Here is a 20,122-nt window from a genome sequence, read left to right as displayed (position 1 = left end):
GTGGATCTCTTGTTCAGTCTGTGCAGTCGCTTCGGGTGCGGCGGGCACGGATGGATGCTGAGGAGATGAGCCTGTTGGCCTCGCTGCGCCGTCGGACGAGGGTGAGATGGCCTGGTTTGCCGAGTCGTTGGTGCCGGAGTATCGGGCCTCGCGGGAGTTCGTGCTCGGGCGCGTGCATACCGCGGTGTCACTTGTTTCGCGGATGCCTCGGCTGCTGTCACTGATGGACGAGGGGAAGGTGGAGTATTACGCCGTGTCCCGGGTTGTTGATGTGACCGGTGTGTTGTCCGACTCGCAGGCTCGCGAGGTCGATTTGTTGTTGGCCGACAAGCTCGCCTCGGCGGCCGAGACGATGTGGTTGCCGCACAACCTGGTTCGCGCGGTACGTCGACTGGTCGACAAGGTCGACCCCGCTGGTCGGGTGGAGCGGGCTCGCAAGGCCGACGAGGGGCGCAAGGTCACGTTGGAGCACGGCGAAAACTGCCAGTCCCGACTCGTGACCACCATGCGATCCGAAGTCGCCGCCGCCTGCTACGCCCACGTCGACTCCCTGGCCCGGCAACGTAAGCGGGACGGGCACAAGCGCACCTACGACCAACTGCGCGCCGACGTGGTTGCCGACTTGCTCCTCGGCAACGATCCCGGCGCTAAGGCTCCCGAGGTGTCTGCGGTGGTCTACGTGCACATGCCCGTCGACACCGCCCTGTCGATCTCCGAAACCGGCGCCGAACTCGACGGCTACGGACCCATCCCCGGCGTCATCGGCCGAGAAATCGCCACCAACCCCACATCGACCTGGCGCAAGGTCCTCTGCGACCCCGCCACCGGCGACCCCGTCGACCTCGGCCGGTCCCGCTACCGACCCACCGCCACACTCCGCGAAGCCATGCGCGTCCGCGATCGCGAATGCGTCATCCCCTGGTGCCACCGACCAGCACGACACTGCGATGCCGACCACGAGAAGGAATGGGCCCGCGACCAAGGCCCCACCTCACTGACCAACCTCACCGCACGCTGCCGCCGACACCACCGCATGAAAAACACCCCCGGCTGGACCACCACACACAACCCGGACAGCGGCACCACAACAGTCGCCACACCACTCGGCACGATCCACACCGGACGGCGAACACCCGTCCTGATACCGGAACCACCAACCGGTCAGCCACGGACCACACAACCACCCACCGGCCAGCCACGCCCCGGCCGACCACCGGACCCGGACGAACCGCCGCCGTTCTAACGGTCCGGGTAGAACTCGTCCGGGTCGGCGAGCACGTCCCCGCTCTCCGGGTGCGCCACGCAGCCCGTGGGCGGCGCCACGTCGTCCGCGTCGCCGGACTCCAGGTCCACGCGGTAACGGAACATCGGCAGCAGGTCCTGCTCCACGGCCTCCCCCGCCACCTCCGTCGCGCACGCCTCCACCTCGGCGCGCAACGCCGCCGCATCCACGCCCGCGCCGATCAACACCAAGCTCGTGCCCTCGTCGCGCGCGCGGCCACGCGACTCGACGCGCACGTACGCACCGACCGTGTGCAACTCGTACACCTCGTCATGCCCGGGCACACCGAACCGCACCGTGCCCTTCATCCGGTACAGACCAGCCGGGCGCGCCTCCAGAAACGCGGCGAACCGCCTCGGATGCACCGCACCCAGCTCCACCGTCACCGTGTCGTACACGGCATGCGCATGCGCCGAATGATCGACCTGCCCATCACCGTCGTGCTCGTGGTCATGGTCGTCGCCGAAACGCAGGTCGTCGAAACTCAGCTGCCGCGCACCATCGTCGACCTCACGCACCACACGGTTGAACAACAACTCCGGATCGACCCGCCCGAACTCGGCCGGCACCACCGGCGTCGCCCCGGCCAGCTCGCGCACCAACTCCACCACCCCGTCGGCCGCGCGATCGACCTTGTTCACCACCACCAAATCGGCCATGGCCAACTGCTCGTCCAACTCCGGATGCCGCTCCCGCACCGCACCGAACTCGGCCCCGTCCACCAACTCGACCAGCCCGCCGTACTCGACATACCGATCCTGACTGGCCAACACCAACCGCACGATGCTGCCCGGCTCGGCCAACCCACTGGCCTCCACAACGACCAGATCCAACCCCGCCGACGGATCGGTCAACGTCCCCAACATGCGGTCGAGACCGGCAGCGTCGACCACACAACACAAACAGCCGTTCTCCAACGACACCATCGAATCGACCTGCCCCGCCACGCTCAACGCATCCACGTTGACCCGGCCGAAATCGTTGACCACCACACCGATCCGCATCCCACGCGTGTTGGCCAACAGGTGATTCAACAACGTCGTCTTGCCCGCCCCCAGGAAACCGGCCAGCACCACCACCGGCACCCGCCGCTCGCCACCACCGCGCAGAGGCATAGAACACAGCTCCCGGGAACACTCGAACGCCGCCGGCAGTTGAACCACACGGCAAGACCACCGCCTGAGAGGGTACCGACGTGCCGCACTACGACATCGTCATCATCGGGACCGGGTCCGGGAACTCCATCCTCGACCCCCGCTTCGCCGACCGGAAGGTCGCGATCGTCGAGAAAGGCGTGTTCGGAGGCACCTGCCTCAACGTCGGCTGCATCCCCACCAAGATGTTCGTCCACCCCGCCGACCTCGCCGCCACCCCGGCCGACGCGTCCCGGCTGGGCGTCGACGAAACCCTCGACGGCGTGCGCTGGCGCGACATCCGCGACCGCATCTTCGGCCGCATCGACCCCATCGCCGCCGGCGGACGCGAATACCGCAAGACCCACGACGACAACGCGGGCGTCACCGTCTACGAAGGCTCAGGCCGCTTCACCGGCCACAAAGAACTCGCCGTCGACCTGCCCACCGGCACCGAAACCCTCACCGCCGACCGCTTCGTCATCGCCGCAGGCGGCCGCGCCACCACACCCGACGTCCCCGGCCTCGCGACGTGGAGCACCACACCTCCGACACGATCATGCGGATCGACGACCTGCCCCACCGGCTCGTCATCCTCGGCAGCGGATTCATCGCCAGCGAGTTCGCCCACATCTTCACCTCGTTCGGCGTCGACGTCACCGTGGTCGCCCGCTCCGGCGCCCTCCTGCGCGCCGAGGACGACGACATCAGCCACCGCTACACCGAACTCGCCGCCCGCCGCACCGACGTGCGCCTCGGCCGCACCACCCGCCGGGTCCGCAGCACCGACAACGGCATCGCCCTCGACCTCGACGGCCCCGACGGCGCCGAAACCGTCGACGGCGACCTGCTGCTCGTCGCCACCGGCCGCACCCCCAACACCGACGTGCTCGACGTCGCCGCCACCGGCGTCACCGTCACCCCCACCGGCCACATCCAGGTCGACGACCACCAGCGCACCACCGTCGCGGGCATTTACGCCCTCGGCGACATCAGCTCCCCCCAGGAACTCAAACACGTCGCCAACCACGAAGCCCGCGTGGTGCAGCACAACCTGCTCCACGACCTCGGCATCGAGGACAGCCCCGCCACCGCCGACCACCGGTTCATCCCGCACGCCGTGTTCGGCTCCCCGCAGATCGCCTCGGTCGGCCTCACCGAACGCGACGCCATCGCCCAGGGCATCCCCCACGTCACCGCGACCCAGGACTACGCCGGCATCGCCTACGGCTGGGCCATGGAGGACGAGTCCCACTTCGCCAAGATCCTCGCCGACCCGTCCACCGGACAGCTCCTCGGCGCACACATCATCGGCCCGCAGGCCCCCACCCTCATCCAGCCGCTCATCCAGGCCATGAGCTTCGGCCTCGACGCCCGCAGCATGGCCCGCGGCCAGTACTGGATCCACCCCGCCATGCCCGAACTGATCGAGAACGCCCTGCTCAACCTGCCCCTCGACTGAGCGGGGGTTCGACCCCTTACACGTAGCGGGGTTTGCCGGCGTACCAACCGAACACGAGCTGGGCGGCCACGACGCCGATGACCATCGTCATCGGCACCGTCCAGTCCCCAGTGACGTCGCGCAGGAAACCGAACAGGAACGGGCCCAACGCGCCCAGCAGGTAGCCGATGCCCTGCGCCATGCCCGACAGCGACGCCGTGTCGGTGGCCGTCCGCGCGCGCATCGTGATCGAGACGATGGCCAGGGAGAACACGGCCATCCCCAGTCCGATGAGGACGGACCACAACAGCGGCGCCGCCGCAGGCGCCACCGTCAGCCCGGTCAACCCGCCGATGCCGAGCACACCCAGGCCGACCGACCAGAACCCGAGCCCGCCGTGCGCGGCCACCAACGGCGGCACCAACAGGCTCACCGGCAGCCCGAGCAGCGACACCAGGCCCATCATCAACCCCGCCGACGTCCGGTCGACGCCCGCGTCGATGAGCACCTGCGGCATCCAGCCCATCATGATGTAGGCGAAACAGGCCTGGGTACCGAAGAACCCGGTGACCACCCACGCCAACCGGTTGCGCAGCAACGACCGCCGCGGCGGATCCTGCGCCGCCGCCCCCGAACCGCCGGCACCGGCGCCGCCGCGGACGGCCCCGCGCCGCGTCGCGGCGAACCACAGCACGAGCGCGAGCACCGCCAGGCCCGCCCAGCCGCCGAGACCGCCGCGCCAGCCGCCCGTGACCTCGCTCAGCGGCGGCGTCACCGCCGAACCGAGCGCGCCACCGGTCTGCAGCGCCGCGGTGTAGACGCCGGTCATCAGCCCCACGCGCGCGGCGAACGACGTCTTGACGACCACCGGGATCAGCACGTTCGCCAACGCGATACCGGCGCTGGCGACCAACGTGCCCGCGAGCACCACCCATGGCCCGTCCACCACGCGCACCGCGAGCCCGACCGCCAACACCGCCAGCGCGAGCGCCACGGCCGACGACACGCCGATCCGGCGGGCCACCCACGGCGCGCCGAACCCGGCGAGCGCGAAACACAAGCCCGGGATGGTCGTCAGCGCACCGGCCCACGTGTCGCTCGCGCCGAGCGCACGCTGCGCCTCGTCGAGGATCGCGCCGACCGACGTCACCGACGGGCGCAGGTTCATCGCGGCCAGGACCACCGCCGCCACGAGCACGCCGGCCACGGCCACGCGCCGGTGCGTACCGGCGGTGGCGGCGTGTCGATCGTGCCGGGGGAAGCGTTGCGTGCCACGACACGACGGTAGCAAAGGTAGGATGATCGGCCGAAAGGACGTTACGAGTCGGGTGATCGACATCCGACGGAGTCCGGGCAGAATGGGCCGCGCATCGACAGGAGGTGACGCCCGTGCCCTTGTCCACCACCCAGCGCACGGGGCTGGTCGACCAGGTCATCGAGCAGCTGCGCGAGGCCATCCGCAGCGGCGAATGGCCCCTGGGCGAGCGCATCCCGACCGAGCCGACGCTCGTGGCCGACCTCGGCGTCGGACGCAACACCGTGCGCGAGGCGGTCCGGGCGCTGGCCCACAGCGGACTGCTCGAGGTACGCCAGGGCGACGGCACCTACGTGCGCGCGACCAGCGAGGTCTCCGGCGCCATCCGACGCCTCGCCGGCACCGAACTGCGCGAGGTGCTGCAGGTGCGCAAACCCCTCGAGGTCGAGGGTGCCCGCCTCGCCGCCGACGCGCGCACCGACGACGACCTGACCCGCATGCGCGACCTGCTCGACACCCGCGACCACGCGTGGAGCGAGGGGAACGTCGACGAGTACGTCCGCCACGACGCGGCGTTCCACCAGGCCACGATCGACGCCGCGCACAACTCCGTGCTCACCGAGCTCTACCGCGGGCTGACCGAGGTGATCGTCGCCAGCGTCGCCGCGACCACCCAGCTCGACGTGCCGAGACCCGCGCACACGGGGCACCGCGGTCTGCTCGAGGCCATCGCCGATCGCGACCCCGACCGCGCCGCCGACGAGGTGTGTGCCTTCTTCGAGGAGCTCGCCGAGCGCGCGTGAGCGGGGCTGGACAACCCGGCGGACACCGAGCACGCTTCCCGCTGTGCGCAGACTCACATTCGGCATGAACACGAGCCTCGACGGCTACGTGACCGCACCCGGCGGCGACCTCACCTGGAGCGTGCCCAGCGACGAGCTGTTCCAGTGGTGGTCCGACCGCGTCGCCGCGACCGAACTGGCCCTGTACGGGCGCAAGCTGTGGGAGACGATGAGCTCGCACTGGCCGACCGCCGACCAGCTGCCCGACGCCACGCCGGCGGAGGTCGAGTTCTCCGGCCGCTGGCGGGAGATGCCGAAGGTGGTGTTCTCGTCGACGCTCGAGCAGGTCGGCTGGAACGCCCGGCTGGTCACCGGCGACGCGGTCGCCGAGATCACCCGGCTCAAGGCAGGCGACGGCGGGCCGATGGACGTCGGCGGCGCCACCCTCGCGGCGGCCGCCATGCGGGCCGGGCTGATCGACGAGTACGTCGTCGTCACCCATCCGGTGCTGGTGGGCGGCGGCACGCCGTTCTTCACCGCCCTGGACAGCCACATCGCCCTGCGCCTGGTCGAGACGCGGACCTTCCCCGACGGCGTGGCGCTGAACCGCTACGAGACCGCCCGCTGATCCGAGGTGGCGGTCAGCGCAGGTGGTGCAGGCGCAGCGCCAGCTGCAGTTCGAGAGCGCGGTCGGGGCTCTGCCAGTCCTCGCCGAGCAGGACGCCGATGCGTTCGAGCCGCTGCGAGACCGTGTTGACGTGCACGTGCAGCCGCTGTTTGGCGCGCGTCAGGTTGCCGCCGCACGCGAAGTAGACCTCGAGGGTGCGCAGCAGCTCGGTGCCCCGCGCCTCGTCGTAGTCGAGCACCGGGCCGAGCGTGTCGCGGACGAATCCGGCCACGTCCGCCCGGTCCCCCAGCAGCATGCCGACGAACCCGAGCGCCGCGGCGTCCGCGCCGCTGCCGTGCCGGCCCAGCAGCAGCAACGCGCGCAGGCACCGCGCCGCCTCGGCGTGCGCCTCCGCGATCCGTTCCGGCTCCGACGCCGGTCCGGCGCCGCCGACCGTGACCAGGCAGCCGAGCCGTCGTGTCAGGTCGGACGCGACCTCGGGTGCGATCCGGCCCGGTTCGGCGTCGCGCGCCAACAGCACGACGCGGTCGGCGTGCACACCCTCAAGCACGCCGTACTCGGCCGCGGCCGAGGCCAGCCGCGCGCGCGTGACCCCGCCGTCGGCGGCGGTGTGCAGCAGCAACACCGCGTGCGGGGCGTGCAGGTCCACCCCCAGCCGCCGGCCGCGTTCCACCAGCGACCCCGGGTCGCGGTCGGGGGCGCTCAACAGATCACTGAGCAGCTCGCCGCGGACCCGTTCCTCCGCCTCGGCCGTCGACGAACGCAACAACAGCACGAGCGCCGTCACCATGCCGGCCCGTTCGAACAGTCGCCGGTCCGCATCGCCCAGGTCCGGCCTTCCGGTGAGGGTGATGCTGCCCAGCAGCTGCGGACCGGCCATCACCGCGCACACCCAGTCGTCCCCGTCGGCCACCGCGCGACCGGACGCCCGCGACGCGGCCACCGCGTAGGCACGCCGCGGACGGGCGTCCGCATCGCCCACGGGCACGCCGGCCAGCTCGCCGCCGTCGGGGTCGTGCACCACGACCCCGCCGCCGAGCACCGCCGCGACCTCCGCCGCGACCTGCGGCACGTCCGCGCCGCCCGCGGCCAGCTCGGCCAACCGGTCGTGCGCCTCCTGCGCCCTGGCGAGGGCCTCGTGGTGGGCACGGATGGTGTCGTTGGCCTCGCCGAGCTCGTCGAGCGCCGCGGCCGTCGACTCGATCAGCCGCGCGTTGTCGATGGCGATCGCCGCGTGGTCGGCCAACGACGACAACAACGCCACCTCGTCCGGGGTGAACGTGCGCGGCCGGCGGTCCGAGGCGTACAGCACGCCGATGACCCGGTCGCCGAGCGCGAGCGGCACGCCGAGGATCGCGATGAGCCCCTCGTCGCCCACGGCCCGGTCGATCGGCCCGGTGTGCCGGAACCGCGCGTCCGCCGGGTAGTTCGACGTCGCGTACGGCCGGACGGTCTGGGCGACGAGCCCACCGAGCCCCTCGCCCATCCCGATCCGCACCTGCTGGAACAGCGCCGACGCCGACCCCTCGGTCACCCGCATGTAGGTGCTGTCGGTGCCGTCGTCGTTGAGGCTCAGGTACGACACGTCGACCCGCAGCAGCATCCGCGCCCGGTGCACGATCGAGCGCAGCACGGCGTCGAGGTCGCGCAGCCGCGCCAGATCGCTCGCCGTGTCGAACAGCGCGGCCAGCTCGGTCTCCCGGCGCGTGTGCGCGTCGAGCGTGCGCCGCACGGTCAGGGCCGACCGCAGCGCCTCCTCGTCGGCCGGGCCTTGACCGCCGGTTCCGTCGGCCAGGGCCTTGGCCAGTTCCTCCGCCGGCGCTCCGTCGGCCAACAGCCGCAGGAGCCGGACCGCACCGTCGCTCACCGGTCGATCGTCGCACCGCCGGTCGGCGCCGACGAGGGCTGCGGAGCCGCGGCGACCCCGCCGGCGCTGTCGTCACCGTCGTCGGCTCCCTCTTCGGCGAGGGACGAGCCTTCGTCTCCTTGGCAAGGACGATCGCCACGACCGTGATCACACAGGTGAACGCGATGTAGATCGAGATGGCGAGGCCGCCTGCGGTGGCGTCCAGCAGCGCGGTCGCGATCAGCGGTGCCACACCGCCGGCCGCGATCGACGCGAGCTGGTAGCCGATCGACGCACCCGAGTAGCGCACCCGCGTGCCGAACAGTTCGGAGAAGAACGCCGCCTGCGGGCTGTACATCGCGCCGTGCAGGACGAGGCCGACGGTGACGGCGAGGATCGCGCTCCCGCCGGAACCCAGGTCGAGCAGCGCGAAGAACGCGAACGCCCACACACCGGTGCCGACGGCGCCGAACAGGTACACCGCGCGCCGCCCGATGACGTCGGACAGCCATCCCCACACGGGGATCGTAACCAGGTGCACCGCCGATCCGACAAGGACCGCGTTCAACCCCATCGAGCGGGACACCTCGACGTGGTTCGTCAGATACACCAGGACGAACGCGGTGATGATGTAGTACGACGCGTTCTCGCCGAACCGGGCGCCCATCGCGATCAGCACCTCGCGCCAGTGGGTGCGCAGCACGGTGACGATCGGCGCCTTCTCGGGCGCGGGCTTGCCGTCGGCCGAGCGCACGGCCTCGACGAACACCGGGGATTCCTCGACGGCCAGGCGGATCCACAGCCCGATGATCACGAGCACGCCGGACAGCAGGAACGGGATGCGCCAGCCCCACGCCTCGAACGCCGCGTCGGTCTGCACGGCCGCGAGCACGGCCAGCACCGCGGTCGCCAGCAGGTTGCCGGCCGGCACACCGGCCTGCGGCCACGACGCCCAGAACCCGCGCCGCCGATCGTCGCCGTGCTCGGACACGATCAGCACGGCGCCGCCCCATTCGCCGCCGACGGCGAAACCCTGCACGAGGCGCAGGAACACCAGCAGCATCGGGGCCGCGACGCCGATCGTCGCGTACGTGGGCAACAGGCCCATGAGGAACGTCGCGACGCCCATCAGCATCAGACTCAGCACGAGCAGTTTCTTGCGGCCGAGCCGATCGCCGTAGTGGCCGAACACGAGACCGCCGAGCGGGCGGGCGATGAACCCGACCGCGTACGTCGCGAACGCCAGCAGCGTGCCGGTGAGCGGATCGGCGTCGGGGAAGAAGAGCACGGGGAACACGATCGCCGCGGCGGCGCCGTAGAGGAAGAAGTCGTACCACTCCACGGTCGTGCCGATCATGCTCGCGGCGACGACCCGCTTGATGGAGGTCGGTTTCGGTTTCGGCGCGTCGGCAGCCGGCGTCGCCGGGGTCGGATCTGTCATCGTCGATCACCACTTCGTTGTGTGTGTGCGGACGGGACGTGCGTTCGGTTGTTCTGCGGTGCTGCGGTTGCTTTGGTGCCGTTGCTCGGGTGGGCGTGGGTCAGGCGGCCGTCCAGCCGCCGTCGACGGGCACGGACGCGCCGGTGACGTAGGCGGCCGCGTCGCCGCACAGCCACACGGCGACGGCGGCGACCTCGTCGGGTTCGATGAGCCGTTTGACGGCGGTGCGGGCCAGCAGCACGTCGTCGAGGACGTCGGCCTCGGCGATGCCGCGCGTACGGGCCTGGTCGGCGATCTGCCCCTCGACCAGTGCGGTGCGCACGTAGCCGGGGGCGATGCAGTTGCTGGTGACGCCGTGGGCGGCGCCTTCGAGGGCGACGACCTTGCTGAGCCCTTCGAGGCCGTGTTTGGCCGCGACGTAGGCCGCCTTGTGGGGGCTGGCGCGGTGGCCGTGGACGCTGGAGATGTTGACGATGCGGCCCCAGCCCCGCTCGTACATGGCGGGCAGGCTGCGGCGGATCAGCCGGAACGGCGCGGTGACCATGAGCTGTTGCAGCGTCTCGAACGTCTCCGGCGGGAAGTCGGGGACGGGTGCGACGTGCTGGATGCCCGCGTTGTTGACGAGGATGTCGACGTCGGCGGGCAGGGTGTCGACAGCCGCCGGGTCCGTCAGGTCGGCGGTGTGGGCGTGGGCACCGGTCTCGTCGGCGACGGCGCCCGCGGCGCGGGAGTCGACGTCGAGAGGTGGACGGTCGCGCCGGCCCTGGCGAACGCGTGCACGCACGCGCGTCCGATGCCGCTCGCACCGCCGGTGACCAGCGCGGTCCGGCCGCGCAGCGAGGACGGCACCGGCTCGGGAACGGTCGGTGGGGTTGGAGTCGGCGTCGGCGGGATGGGCGGCGTGGTCGCGGTCACAGCCGAAGACCGTACGGCCGCGACCGCACGCCGACCATGTGCCGCAGGGCCACAACCGGCGAGGCCGATATGTGGCGCTGCGACACTCAGCGGGTCACGGGAGGGTGAGGACCTCGGCGCCGTCGGCGGTCACGACGAGCGTGTGCTCGAACTGGGCGGTCCACTTCTTGTCCTTCGTGGTGACGGTCCAGTCGTCGGCCCACACGTCGTAGTCGATCGTGCCGAGCGTGATCATCGGCTCGATCGTGAACGTCATGCCCTCCTCGATGACCGTGGTGACGCTGGGCTCCTCGTAGTGCAGCACGGTGGGGGCGGTGTGGAACGCGGGTCCGACGCCGTGGCCGGTGAAGTCGCGGACGACGCCGTAGTCGAAGCGCTTGGCGTACGACTCGATGACGCGGCCGATCACGTTGAGCTGGCGGCCCGGCTTGACGGCCTTGATGGCGCGGCGCAGCGACTCCTCGGTGCGTTCGACGAGCAGGCGTGCCTCCTCGTCGACGTCGCCGGCGAGGAAGGTGGCGTTGTTGTCGCCGTGCACGCCGTCGATGTAGGCGGTGACGTCGATGTTGCAGATGTCGCCGTCCTCGATGACGGTCGAGTCGGGGATGCCGTGGCAGATGACCTCGTTGAGCGAGGTGCAGCAGGCTTTGGGGAAGCCGCGGTAGCCGAGCGTCGACGGGTAGGCGCCGTGGTCGCAGAGGAACTCGTGGATGACCTTGTCGACGTCGTCGGTGGTGTTGCCCGGCTGGACGTGCTTGCCGCCCTCCTGCAGCGCCTGCGCGGCGATCTTGCCCGCGACGCGCATCGCCTCGATCACCTCGGGGGTGCGCACGCCGTTGCCCGTGTCGCGCTGCGGCGCGGGCTTGCCGACGTATTCGGGGCGGGCGATCGACTGCGGCACGGGGCGCTGCGGCGTCTGAAGCCGGGCGTCAAAGGAGCACGAACGGGCATACCCCCGAGGGTAGTAGGCGTATCGTTGTGCGTTCCCGGTACCGGGCGTCAGTACCGACGCCGTTCCCGGATCACTGCAGGCCGGTGAGGAAGTCGTGGGTGACGTCGACGGCGGGTTTCGACGAGCCGGCTCCGGTGAGCAGGGTGGCGAACGCGATGTCGTCGGTGGGCCCGGCGCCGCCGTAGCCGGCGAACCAGCCGTGGGAGTCGCGGCCGTCGCCGAACTGGGCGGTGCCGGTCTTGCCGTGCACGCCGGGTACGTCGCGCAGCGCGGTCGCGGTGCCGTCGGTGACGACCTCGCGCATCATCTGCCGCAGCGGGCGCAGCACGTCGGCGGGCAGCGGCTCGCCGGTCTTGCTCGCCTCGGTCCGATCGCCGCGCACGAGACCCGGGGTCGGCATCTCGCCCGCATCGACGGTGGCCGCCAGCAGGGCCATGCCGAACGGGCTGGCGAGTGTCGTGCCCTGGCCGATGCCGTTCTCGGCGCGCTGAACCTCGTCGTCGGACTCGGGCACCGACCCGGTGATCGTGGTGATGCCGGGGATGACGAAGTCCGCGCCGAGCCCGAGCGACCGGGCCGCGTCGGTCAACGCCGCGTCGGGCAGGTCGGCGGCCAGCTGCGCGAACGTGGTGTTGCACGAGTCGGCGAATGCGGTGTGCAGCGGCACGCGGCCCAGTTCGAAACGGTCCTCGTTGGGGATGAGCCGGTGGCCGATCGTCGTGGTCGCCGGGCAGGCCACGGTCTCGTCCGGGTTGGTCGCGCCCTCCGACAGCCCGGCCGCCGCCGTGGCGATCTTCAACGTCGAACCCGGCGGATACTGCCCGGTGAGCGCGATCGCGCCCTCCTCGTCGGCCGCGGCGTTCTGCGCGACGGCGAGGATGTCGCCGTCGGACGGGCGGATCGCGACGATCGCCGCCTGCCCGTCGACGCCGGCCAGCGCGCGTTCGGCGGCCTGCTGGTGGCGGACGCTGAGCGTGGTGTGCACGGCCGAGGCGGGCTCCGGTTCCACGGCGTGCAGTTCGTCGATCTCGGCGCCGGTGCTGTCGGTGACGACGACGCGCCACCCGGCGTCCCCGGCCACGCGGTCGGCGACGTGTTCGCGGATGAGCGGCAGGATCACCGCGCCCAGGCCGCGCTCGGCCGACAGCAGTCGTTCCTGGCTGGTGAACCGCACGCCGGGCAGTTCGTAGATGCGGTCGCGGACCTGTTCGTAGTCGGCCGACCGCAGACTCGCGACCGTGTAACCCTGGCCGGGGTCGACCTCGTCGAGGCCGGAGCGGATCGAGTCACGCGTGATGCCGTCGTCGAACTGAGACAGCGCATCGGCCAGGACACCGACGACCCGGTCGAGCTCCGCCCCCGCCTCCTGCCGGTCGAGGGTGACGCTGACGACCGTGTCGGCCCGCAGCAGCGCCGCGTCGTCGCGGTCGAGGACCGGCGCCGGGGTCGGCGTGTCGTTGACCAGCGCCAGGCTCTGCTGCGAGCCCAGATCCGGGTGGACGAGGCCGGGCGCGAGATGCACCTTCCAGCCGTCGTCGGTCTCGCGCAGCTCGGCCCGGCCGGTGTAGCTCCACGTCCGGTCGTCACCGAGGTTCCAGGTGATGTCGAAGCGGCCGTCGGCGCTCGCCGAGTCGCCCTCCGTCACCTCCGTGACCTCGGTCGACAGCGACTGCGGGTCGAGCGCGTCGTGGGTGCCGCGCAACAGGTCCCGGGCGGCCTCCGGCGAGTCGGTCAGCGCGGCCGCCTCCCGCAGCGAACCCTCCTTCCACGAGGTGAGGAACTCCTCGAGCACGTTCTCGGCCTCGCCGCCACCGAACACGCTGCACCCCGACGTCGTGAGCACCGCCGCCAACGCCAGGGCGACACCGGAGCGCGCCGTCGACCGGCGTCGTGACGCAGCAGCAGGTCTCGAAACAGCAGGTCTCACAGCAGCCAGTCTCAAAACAGCACCGTCGAGAAGCTGCCCACCTGTCGGAAGCCGATCCGCCGGTAGGCGGCCAGGGCCGGGGTGTTGAACGAGTTGACGTAGAGGCTCGCCACCCGGCCCATGCCGCCGACGAGCCGCGACGCGACAGCCGACGTCCCCGCAGCGGCGAGACCCTCGCCGCGCCGGTCGGGGTGCACCCACACGCCCTGGATCTGGCCGACACGCTGCGACAGTGCGCCGATCTCGGCCTTGAACACGACCTCGCCGTCCTCGAACCGCGCGAACGCCCGTCCGCTGGAGATCAACTCGGCCACGCGCGCACGGTAACCCGCGCCGCCGTCGCCCGCGCAGGGATCGACGCCCACCTCCTCGGTGAACATCGCGATCGCCGCGGGCAGGTAGCGCTCCAGCTCGTCGGGGCGCACCGGGCGCACGAACCGGTCGGGCAGCACGTCGGGTTGGCGGTCCAGGGCCATCAACGGCTGTTCGGCGCGGACCTCCCTGGCCGGGCCCCATTCACCGGACAGTTCCTCCCACAGACCGAGGACCTGCTCCGACGGGCCGACCACCGACGAGCACACGCGCGCCCGGCGCAACGCACGGTCGGCGAACGAACGGATCGCCTGCGGGTCGCCGCACAACGGCATCAGGTTCGGACCGGAGAAGCACAATCCGTCGAGACCGACGTCGGCCGGATCGGCGCCGAGCCCGGTCCCGCCGGAACCCCACAGCTCACCACCGAGACGCCACGGGTCGACCCCCGCAATCTCGACACGCGCGGACACCATGCAGCTCGCCACCGGGTTCGCGCCGAGCGCGGCCCGGACGGCCGAATAGTCCCTGTCATCGAGAAGCCGCGCACCAGCAACCCGCAACACACAACCCAGACTGCCAGAGAACAGGGCGTAACGGGAAACAACCCTCCGCTCGGGTGGTGCTCCCAAGGGCCCTTTGGTCGCATTAAGCGCCGTCGCGCGTCAGCGCGTCGTTGGGGGATGGTGGTCGGGCGACGGGTGGGCGCGACTATGGGGCCCTTGGGAGCTTCCCCCGGGTGTGGTCAGGCGCCGGGGTAGGTGCCGAAGACCCAGACGGTGCCTTCGGGGTCGGCGATCGACACGTTGCGGGATCCGTAGTCGGTGTCGCGGGGCGGGTCGACGACGTTCGCGCCGGCGTCCACGGCCCGCCGGTGCACGGCGTCCGGATCGGCCGTCACCACGTAGATCCACTGCCCCGCCGGGCTCGCCCCGCCGTGGGCCTGCGGCGTGCGGGAGCCGAACATCACCCCGCCGCCCTCCGGCCAGCGGAGTTCGCCGTGCACCACGCCGCCGTCGTCGCCGGGCACGACCAGGGCCTCGGTGAACCCGAGCACGCCGGTCAGGAATCGGCGCGCCCGTGCCACGTCGGCGTACAACACGCTGGGCCACACGCCCGGCTTCACATCCGTTGTCGTCACATCCGTCATGACTCCGAGTCTCGGGCCGACACCGCACCCGGGTCTTGGAGAAACGGGAGCTCTGCTCGAGCGGCCCCGTGCGGACGCTCGCCCCGCGGGCGTTCCTCCCCCGGACGTTCGTCGAGCGGTTGTTCCTCGGCGAGCCAGGTCGTGGGCGGGCAGCCGGCCAGCGCCCGCCATTCGCCGGTCAGGTGGGCCTGGTCGGCGAATCCGCATACCGCGGCGATGTCGGCGAGCCGTTCGCCCCGGCGCAGCAACGCACCGGCGCGTTCGAACCGGACCACCCGCGTCGCCTGTTTCGGGGTGAGCCCGACACCTCGCCGGAACCGTTCGCCGAAGTGCCGCCTGCTCCAGCCGAGTTCCGCGGCCAGCGCCTCGACGCGGATCGTGCCGCCGGACCGCCGGATCCGCCGCCACGCCCACTCCACGTCCGGCAACACAGCAGCCTCAGCATCCCCGAGCACACCCCCCAACACGCTGTCGAGCAGCGCGAACCGACTCGGCCAGTCGGGCAGGGCGGCGAGCCGATCGGGCAGGTGCGCCAGTTCCGGACGCGGCAGGTCGGCCAGGTCGACGACGTGGCCGACGAGCTCGGCCGACGGCACCCCGCCGGTCAAAGCCGCTACGCCGAGCGGTTCGAGCGCGAGCTCGAGTCCGTGCTCGACGCCGCTGCGCTCGATCAGCGCGGGCGCGGTGTGCAGCCCGCCGAGCAGCGCCTGGAACCGTGCCGGCGCCTGGTCGGCCCGCGGCATGCCGAGCATGCGGACGGGCTCGCCGAGGCTGATGTTCAGGGTCAGGTGCCCGCTGGGCAGACCGCGGTGCACACCCGGAGCGCCGCCCGAGCTGCGGTACCCGACGTAGCGCGCCACCCACGGCCGGAGCCGCGGATGCGGCCGCACCACCGCCCAGCCGGACACCCCTCAGCCCCCGCGGCGCCGGTGCATGTCAGCCCACCGTGACGACCGGTTCGCCGGAGCCGTCGACGTCGCCGTTCTCCTCGGCGATGCGCATGGCCTCCTCGATGAGCGTCTCGACGATCTGCGCCTCGGGCACGGTCTTGATGACCTCGCCCTTGACGAAGATCTGCCCCTTGCCGTTGCCGGAGGCGACGCCGAGGTCGGCCTCGCGCGCCTCGCCGGGACCGTTGACGACGCAGCCCATGACGGCCACGCGCAGCGGCACCTCCATGCCCTCCAGGCCGGCGGTGACCTCGTCGGCGAGCTTGTAGACGTCGACCTGTGCGCGTCCGCACGACGGGCAGGAGACGATCTCGAGCTTGCGCGGACGCAGGTTCAACGACTGCAGGATCTGCGTGCCGACCTTGATCTCCTCGACCGGTGGCGCGGACAGCGACACGCGGATGGTGTCGCCGATGCCCTGGCGCAGCAGCGCGCCGAACGCCACGGCCGACTTGATCGTGCCCTGGAACGCCGGTCCGGCCTCGGTGACGCCGAGGTGCAGCGGGTAGTCGCACTGTTCGGCGAGGATCTCGTAGGCGCGCACCATGACGACGGGGTCGTTGTGCTTGACGGAGATCTTCAGGTCGTGGAAGTCGTGTTCGGCGAACAGCGACGCCTCCCACAGCGCCGATTCGGCGAGCGCCTCGGGCGTGGCCTTGCCGTGCTTGTCCATGATCCGCTTGTCGAGGGAGCCGGCGTTGACGCCGATGCGGATCGGGGTGCCGTGGTCGCGCGCGGCCTGCGCGATCTCCTTGACCTGATCGTCGAACTTGCGGATGTTGCCCGGGTTGACGCGTACCCCGGCGCAGCCCGCCTCGATCGCGGCGAACACGTACTTGGGCTGGAAGTGGATGTCGGCGATCACGGGGATCTTCGACTTCTGGGCGATCGCGGGCAGCGCCTCGGCGTCGTCGGCACTGGGACAGGCGACGCGGACGATGTCGCAGCCCGAGGCGGTGAGCTCGGCGATCTGCTGCAGCGTGGAGTTGATGTCCGCGGTGTTCGTGGTGGTCATCGACTGGACGGAGATCGGGGACTCGCTGCCGACCCCGACGGATCCGACCTGCAGTTGCCGGGTCGGGCGGCGCTCGGCCAGTACGGGGGGCGGTGTTGCGGGCAGACCAAGGTCGACGGTCATCGATTCCTCTGCAAACGTGAAGATGCCAGCGCGTTCGTCCCCACGATACTCCCGGACGGGTGACCGGCTCCGCCGAGCGGACCGGAGCGAACCCCGGCCCGGCCGCCGTGACCGGACACACTCGTCCCCCGGATGCGGGGCTGCGGCGCTATTGCGTGATGCGGATGGGGTTGACGATGTCGGCGGTGATGGTGAGCAGCACGAACGCGCCGCCTATGACGACGATGACCATCGTCACGGAGTTGAGTTTCGTGTAGTCGACGGGACCGCCCGCGGCCTTGCCGCGCAGCTTCCTGAACCAGTCGCGCACCTTCTCGTACCAGACGACGGCGATGTGCCCGCCGTCCAACGGCAGCAGCGGCAGCAGGTTGAAGATGCCGACGAAGAAGTTCAGGCTGGCCAGCAGGAACAGGAACAGCTCCCACAGGCCCTGCTGCACGGCCTCGCCGCCGATCCGGCTGGCGCCGACGACGCTGACCGGCGTGTTCGGGTCGCGTTCGGCGCCGAAGATCGACTCGACGACGGCCGGCACGCGCTGGGGCAGCTCGATCAGCCGTTTGCCGGTTTCGACCATCAGGTCGCCGGTGAAGGTCAGGGTGCCGCCGACGGCGCTGACGGCCGTGTAGTCCCAGCGGTTGGCGAACGTGACGCCGATGGAGCCGATCTCGACGAGCCGGGTCTGTTCCGGATTGTCCGGATCGGAGACGGGCCGGGTGACCTGCTCGACGTCGACGGTCAACGGGACGATCTCACCGCCGCGCTGGACCTCGAACTGCGTCGGGCCGGAGAGGTTCTCGACGGCCGCGACCACGTCGGTGTAGGTGGCGGTCTCCTGGCCGTTGACCGACATGATGACGTCGCCGTGCTGGATGCCGCCGTCGCGCGCGGGCGCGGGCGCGCCGGGCTGGCACGTCGGGTCGGTGTACTCCTGGTTGGTGCGCGCGTCCTGGACGCAGTTGGAGACCTGCGACACCTCGGGGGTGCCGAACATGTTCGGCAGGCCCATCGAGAACGCCATCAGATACAGGATGAAGAAGCCCAGGACGAAGTGCGTGAACGAGCCGGCCACCATGACGACCGTGCGCTTCCACGTCTTGTACCGGTACATCGCACGGGGGCGCTCGTCCTCGGTGGTCTCGTCGAGCGCGGTCATGCCGGCGATGTCGCAGAAGCCGCCGAACGGCAGCCACTTCATGCCGTACTCGGTCTCGCCCTTGCGGAACGAGAAGATCGTCGGGCCGAAGCCGACGAAGTAGCGGCGCACCTTCATGCCGAAGGCCTTGGCCGCCACCATGTGCCCGGCCTCGTGCAGGGCCACCGAGACGCAGATGCCGAGCGCGAAGAGCGCGACCCCCAGGATGTAGACGAGCACGCGCTACTTCCCTCCCGTACCGTTCATCGGTCCCCCGACCTCGCGGGCGCGGGTGCGCGCCCACTCCTCAGCGGCGAAGACGTCGTCGACGTCGCGGGGCTCGCGGCGCCACTCGTCCGCCGCGGCGACCACCGCACTCACAGTGTCCACGATGGACGTGAAGCCGGTGTTGCCGGCCAGGAAGGCTCCGACCAGCTCCTCGTTGGCTGCGTTGAACACCGCGGGCAGGCAGCCGCCGACGGCGCCGGCCTCCCGGGCCAGTTCGACCGCGGGGAACGCCTGGTCGTCGAGCGGTTCGAACGTCCACTGCGCGGCCTCGTCCCAGCGGCAGGCCGGGGAGGCGCCGGGAACGCGGTCGGGCCAGTTCAGCGCCAGTGCGATGGGCAGGCGCATGTCGGGCGGGCTGGCCTGGGCGATCGTCGAGCCGTCGGTGAAGGTCACCATCGAGTGCACGATCGACTGCGGGTGCACGGTGACGTCGATGCATTCGCAGGGGATGTCGAACAGCAGGTGCGCCTCGATGAGCTCGAGTCCCTTGTTGACCAGGGTGGCCGAGTTGATGGTGATCAACGGGCCCATGGCCCACGTGGGATGCGCCATGGCGTCGGCGACCGTGACGTCGGCCATCTGCTCGCGGGTGCGCCCGCGGAACGGGCCGCCCGAGGCGGTGAGCACGAGTCGCTCGACGTCGACCTCGCGGCCCGCGCGCAGCGCCTGGGCCATGGCGGAGTGCTCGGAGTCGACGGGCACGATCTGGCCCGGCGCCGCCGCAGCCAGCACGAGGGGGCCGCCGGCGATGAGCGATTCCTTGTTGGCCAGGGCGAGCCCGGCGCCGGTCTCGAGGGCGGCGAGCGTCGGCAACAGGCCCTGCGAGCCGGGCAGGCCGTTGAGGACGACGTCGACCGGCTCGGCCGCGATCAGCTCGGTGACGGCGTCGGCGCCGGCCAGGATGCGCGGCAACCGGAACTCGCCCTGGGCGTAGCCGCGTTTCTGCGCCTCGGCGTAGAGGGCGAGCTGGAGGTCCTCGACCGATGTCGCTCTCGTCACGGCGACCGAGCCCACCCGGTGGTCGAGCGCCTGGGCGGCGAGCACCTTGGGATCGGAGCCGCCGGCGGCGATGCCCGCGACGCGGAAAAGGTCCGGATTACGGGCGGCGATGTCCAGCGCCTGGGTCCCGATCGACCCGGTGGACCCGAGGATGAGCACGCTGCGTGGGTTGGTCACGTGGCCATTCTCTCCGACTCCTGACGACGGCCGTACGGCAGGCGTATGGGATCATCGTCGGCGAGCACTGGCTGAGCACGTGAGGAGTGAACGTGGCTGGCAACGCGGTCGAGGAACGCACCGGTTCCGAGGTGAAGCGCCCGAACGGGGTCGACCCCCACGAGGAGCCGTCCGCCGAATGGGGCTGGCACGGCACGTTCCCGAAGGTCCGGCAGGGCGTCGGCTGGTTCTTCGTCTTCGCGATGCTGGTCATGCTGATCGGCCCCCACGAGAGCCGTACCGAGGACCTCTACCTGATCGGCTTCGCGGTCACCATCGCCTGCGGTCTGATCTACGACATCTGGAACCGCCGCAACGCCTGGCGCCGCTGAGCA

General features: G+C 71.1%; 14 protein-coding genes and 4 pseudogenes. 5 read left to right on the top strand and 13 right to left on the bottom strand.

The genetic code is table 11. From position 1 onward, the window contains the following. Positions 1-106 precede the first annotated feature (106 nt). Positions 107-1,243 (top strand): HNH endonuclease signature motif containing protein, encoded by a 1,137-nt coding sequence (locus BJF85_RS05155; protein WP_075845987.1) that lies wholly within the window; start codon positions 107-109, stop codon positions 1,241-1,243. On the opposite strand, the gene BJF85_RS05150 is transcribed toward BJF85_RS05155, so the two are convergent. Beyond that, positions 1,240-2,397, bottom strand: coding sequence for a GTP-binding protein (locus BJF85_RS05150; RefSeq protein WP_083665946.1), 1,158 nt, complete (start codon positions 2,395-2,397; stop codon positions 1,240-1,242). The genes BJF85_RS05155 and BJF85_RS05150 overlap by 4 nt on opposite strands. 80 nt (positions 2,398-2,477) lie before the next feature. Here BJF85_RS05150 and BJF85_RS05145 point away from each other — a divergent pair. After that, a pseudogene (locus BJF85_RS05145) lies at positions 2,478-3,877 on the top strand (mycothione reductase). 16 nt (positions 3,878-3,893) lie between these two features. On the opposite strand, the gene BJF85_RS05140 reads toward BJF85_RS05145, so the two are convergent. After that, positions 3,894-5,024 carry an MFS transporter gene (locus tag BJF85_RS05140; RefSeq protein WP_255375399.1) on the bottom strand — a complete coding sequence of 377 codons (1,131 nt, stop codon included), beginning with the start codon at positions 5,022-5,024 and terminating at the stop codon, positions 3,894-3,896. Positions 5,025-5,245: 221 nt separating this feature from the next. Between BJF85_RS05140 and BJF85_RS05135 the strand changes: the two genes are divergently transcribed. Next, positions 5,246-5,914 (top strand): FadR/GntR family transcriptional regulator, encoded by a 669-nt coding sequence (locus BJF85_RS05135; protein WP_187346867.1) that lies wholly within the window; start codon positions 5,246-5,248, stop codon positions 5,912-5,914. A gap of 43 nt (positions 5,915-5,957) precedes the next feature. Further along, positions 5,958-6,521, top strand: coding sequence for a dihydrofolate reductase family protein (locus BJF85_RS05130; protein ID WP_075845984.1), 564 nt, complete (start codon positions 5,958-5,960; stop codon positions 6,519-6,521). A gap of 13 nt (positions 6,522-6,534) precedes the next feature. Here BJF85_RS05130 and BJF85_RS05125 read toward each other — a convergent pair whose 3' ends face one another. From BJF85_RS05125 to dxr, 11 genes and pseudogenes are all read right to left on the bottom strand, one after another. Then, complete coding sequence (locus tag BJF85_RS05125) at positions 6,535-8,388, bottom strand: GAF domain-containing protein (RefSeq protein ID WP_075845983.1); 1,854 nt, start codon at positions 8,386-8,388, stop codon at positions 6,535-6,537. A 70-nt stretch (positions 8,389-8,458) separates the two neighbouring features. After that, positions 8,459-9,808 (bottom strand): annotated as a pseudogene (locus BJF85_RS05120) (MFS transporter); the annotation flags it as partial. Positions 9,809-9,908: 100 nt separating this feature from the next. Continuing rightward, positions 9,909-10,657: pseudogene (locus tag BJF85_RS05115) on the bottom strand (3-hydroxybutyrate dehydrogenase). A 160-nt stretch (positions 10,658-10,817) separates the two neighbouring features. Then, positions 10,818-11,674: pseudogene (gene map, locus BJF85_RS05110) on the bottom strand (type I methionyl aminopeptidase). Positions 11,675-11,745: 71 nt separating this feature from the next. Continuing rightward, on the bottom strand, positions 11,746-13,602 hold the full coding sequence (locus BJF85_RS05105) for a penicillin-binding transpeptidase domain-containing protein (RefSeq protein WP_139320469.1): 1,857 nt from the start codon (positions 13,600-13,602) through the stop codon (positions 11,746-11,748). 11 nt (positions 13,603-13,613) lie between these two features. Beyond that, positions 13,614-14,480 carry a DUF4081 domain-containing GNAT family N-acetyltransferase gene (locus BJF85_RS05100; RefSeq protein ID WP_075845982.1) on the bottom strand — a complete coding sequence of 289 codons (867 nt, stop codon included), beginning with the start codon at positions 14,478-14,480 and terminating at the stop codon, positions 13,614-13,616. Positions 14,481-14,659: 179 nt separating this feature from the next. Beyond that, a complete protein-coding gene (locus tag BJF85_RS05095; RefSeq protein WP_030531168.1) occupies positions 14,660-15,064 on the bottom strand; it encodes a VOC family protein in 405 nt (134 codons plus the stop codon). After that, positions 15,061-15,972, bottom strand: a complete 912-nt coding sequence (locus BJF85_RS05090) for an AraC family transcriptional regulator (RefSeq protein ID WP_075845981.1) — start codon at positions 15,970-15,972, stop codon at positions 15,061-15,063. Before BJF85_RS05090 ends, BJF85_RS05095 begins: the two co-directional genes overlap by 4 nt. Positions 15,973-16,000: 28 nt before the next feature. After that, the gene (gene ispG, locus BJF85_RS05085; RefSeq protein ID WP_075845980.1) at positions 16,001-17,152 is read right to left on the bottom strand and encodes a flavodoxin-dependent (E)-4-hydroxy-3-methylbut-2-enyl-diphosphate synthase; all 1,152 of its coding nucleotides are present in this window, start codon (positions 17,150-17,152) and stop codon (positions 16,001-16,003) included. Positions 17,153-17,300: 148 nt separating this feature from the next. Then, on the bottom strand, positions 17,301-18,524 hold the full coding sequence (locus BJF85_RS05080) for an RIP metalloprotease (RefSeq protein WP_075845979.1): 1,224 nt from the start codon (positions 18,522-18,524) through the stop codon (positions 17,301-17,303). A 3-nt stretch (positions 18,525-18,527) separates the two neighbouring features. Beyond that, positions 18,528-19,748 (bottom strand): 1-deoxy-D-xylulose-5-phosphate reductoisomerase, encoded by a 1,221-nt coding sequence (gene dxr, locus BJF85_RS05075; protein WP_255375393.1) that lies wholly within the window; start codon positions 19,746-19,748, stop codon positions 18,528-18,530. Between the two features lie 92 nt (positions 19,749-19,840). Here dxr and BJF85_RS05070 point away from each other — a divergent pair, with 92 nt between their 5' ends. Beyond that, positions 19,841-20,119 carry a DUF2631 domain-containing protein gene (locus BJF85_RS05070; RefSeq protein WP_075845994.1) on the top strand — a complete coding sequence of 93 codons (279 nt, stop codon included), beginning with the start codon at positions 19,841-19,843 and terminating at the stop codon, positions 20,117-20,119. Positions 20,120-20,122: the final 3 nt, after the last annotated feature.

It is taken from the genome of Saccharomonospora sp. CUA-673 (genome assembly GCF_001942305.1).
Classification (GTDB): domain Bacteria; phylum Actinomycetota; class Actinomycetes; order Mycobacteriales; family Pseudonocardiaceae; genus Prauserella.
Note: the sequence above shows the minus strand (reverse complement) of the source record. Positions and strands in the feature narration are given on the sequence as shown.

What these genes read in the sequence shown, in the direction of transcription:
- BJF85_RS05095 (WP_030531168.1), bottom strand. Translation starts at nt 15,064, where the DNA reads ATGACGGATGTGACGACAACGGATGTGAAGCCGGGCGTGTGGCCCAGC.
- BJF85_RS05155 (WP_075845987.1), top strand. Translation starts at nt 107, where the DNA reads ATGGCCTGGTTTGCCGAGTCGTTGGTGCCGGAGTATCGGGCCTCGCGG.
- ispG (WP_075845980.1), bottom strand. Translation starts at nt 17,152, where the DNA reads ATGACCGTCGACCTTGGTCTGCCCGCAACACCGCCCCCCGTACTGGCC.
- BJF85_RS05140 (WP_255375399.1), bottom strand. Translation starts at nt 5,024, where the DNA reads ATGAACCTGCGCCCGTCGGTGACGTCGGTCGGCGCGATCCTCGACGAG.
- BJF85_RS05150 (WP_083665946.1), bottom strand. Translation starts at nt 2,397, where the DNA reads ATGCCTCTGCGCGGTGGTGGCGAGCGGCGGGTGCCGGTGGTGGTGCTG.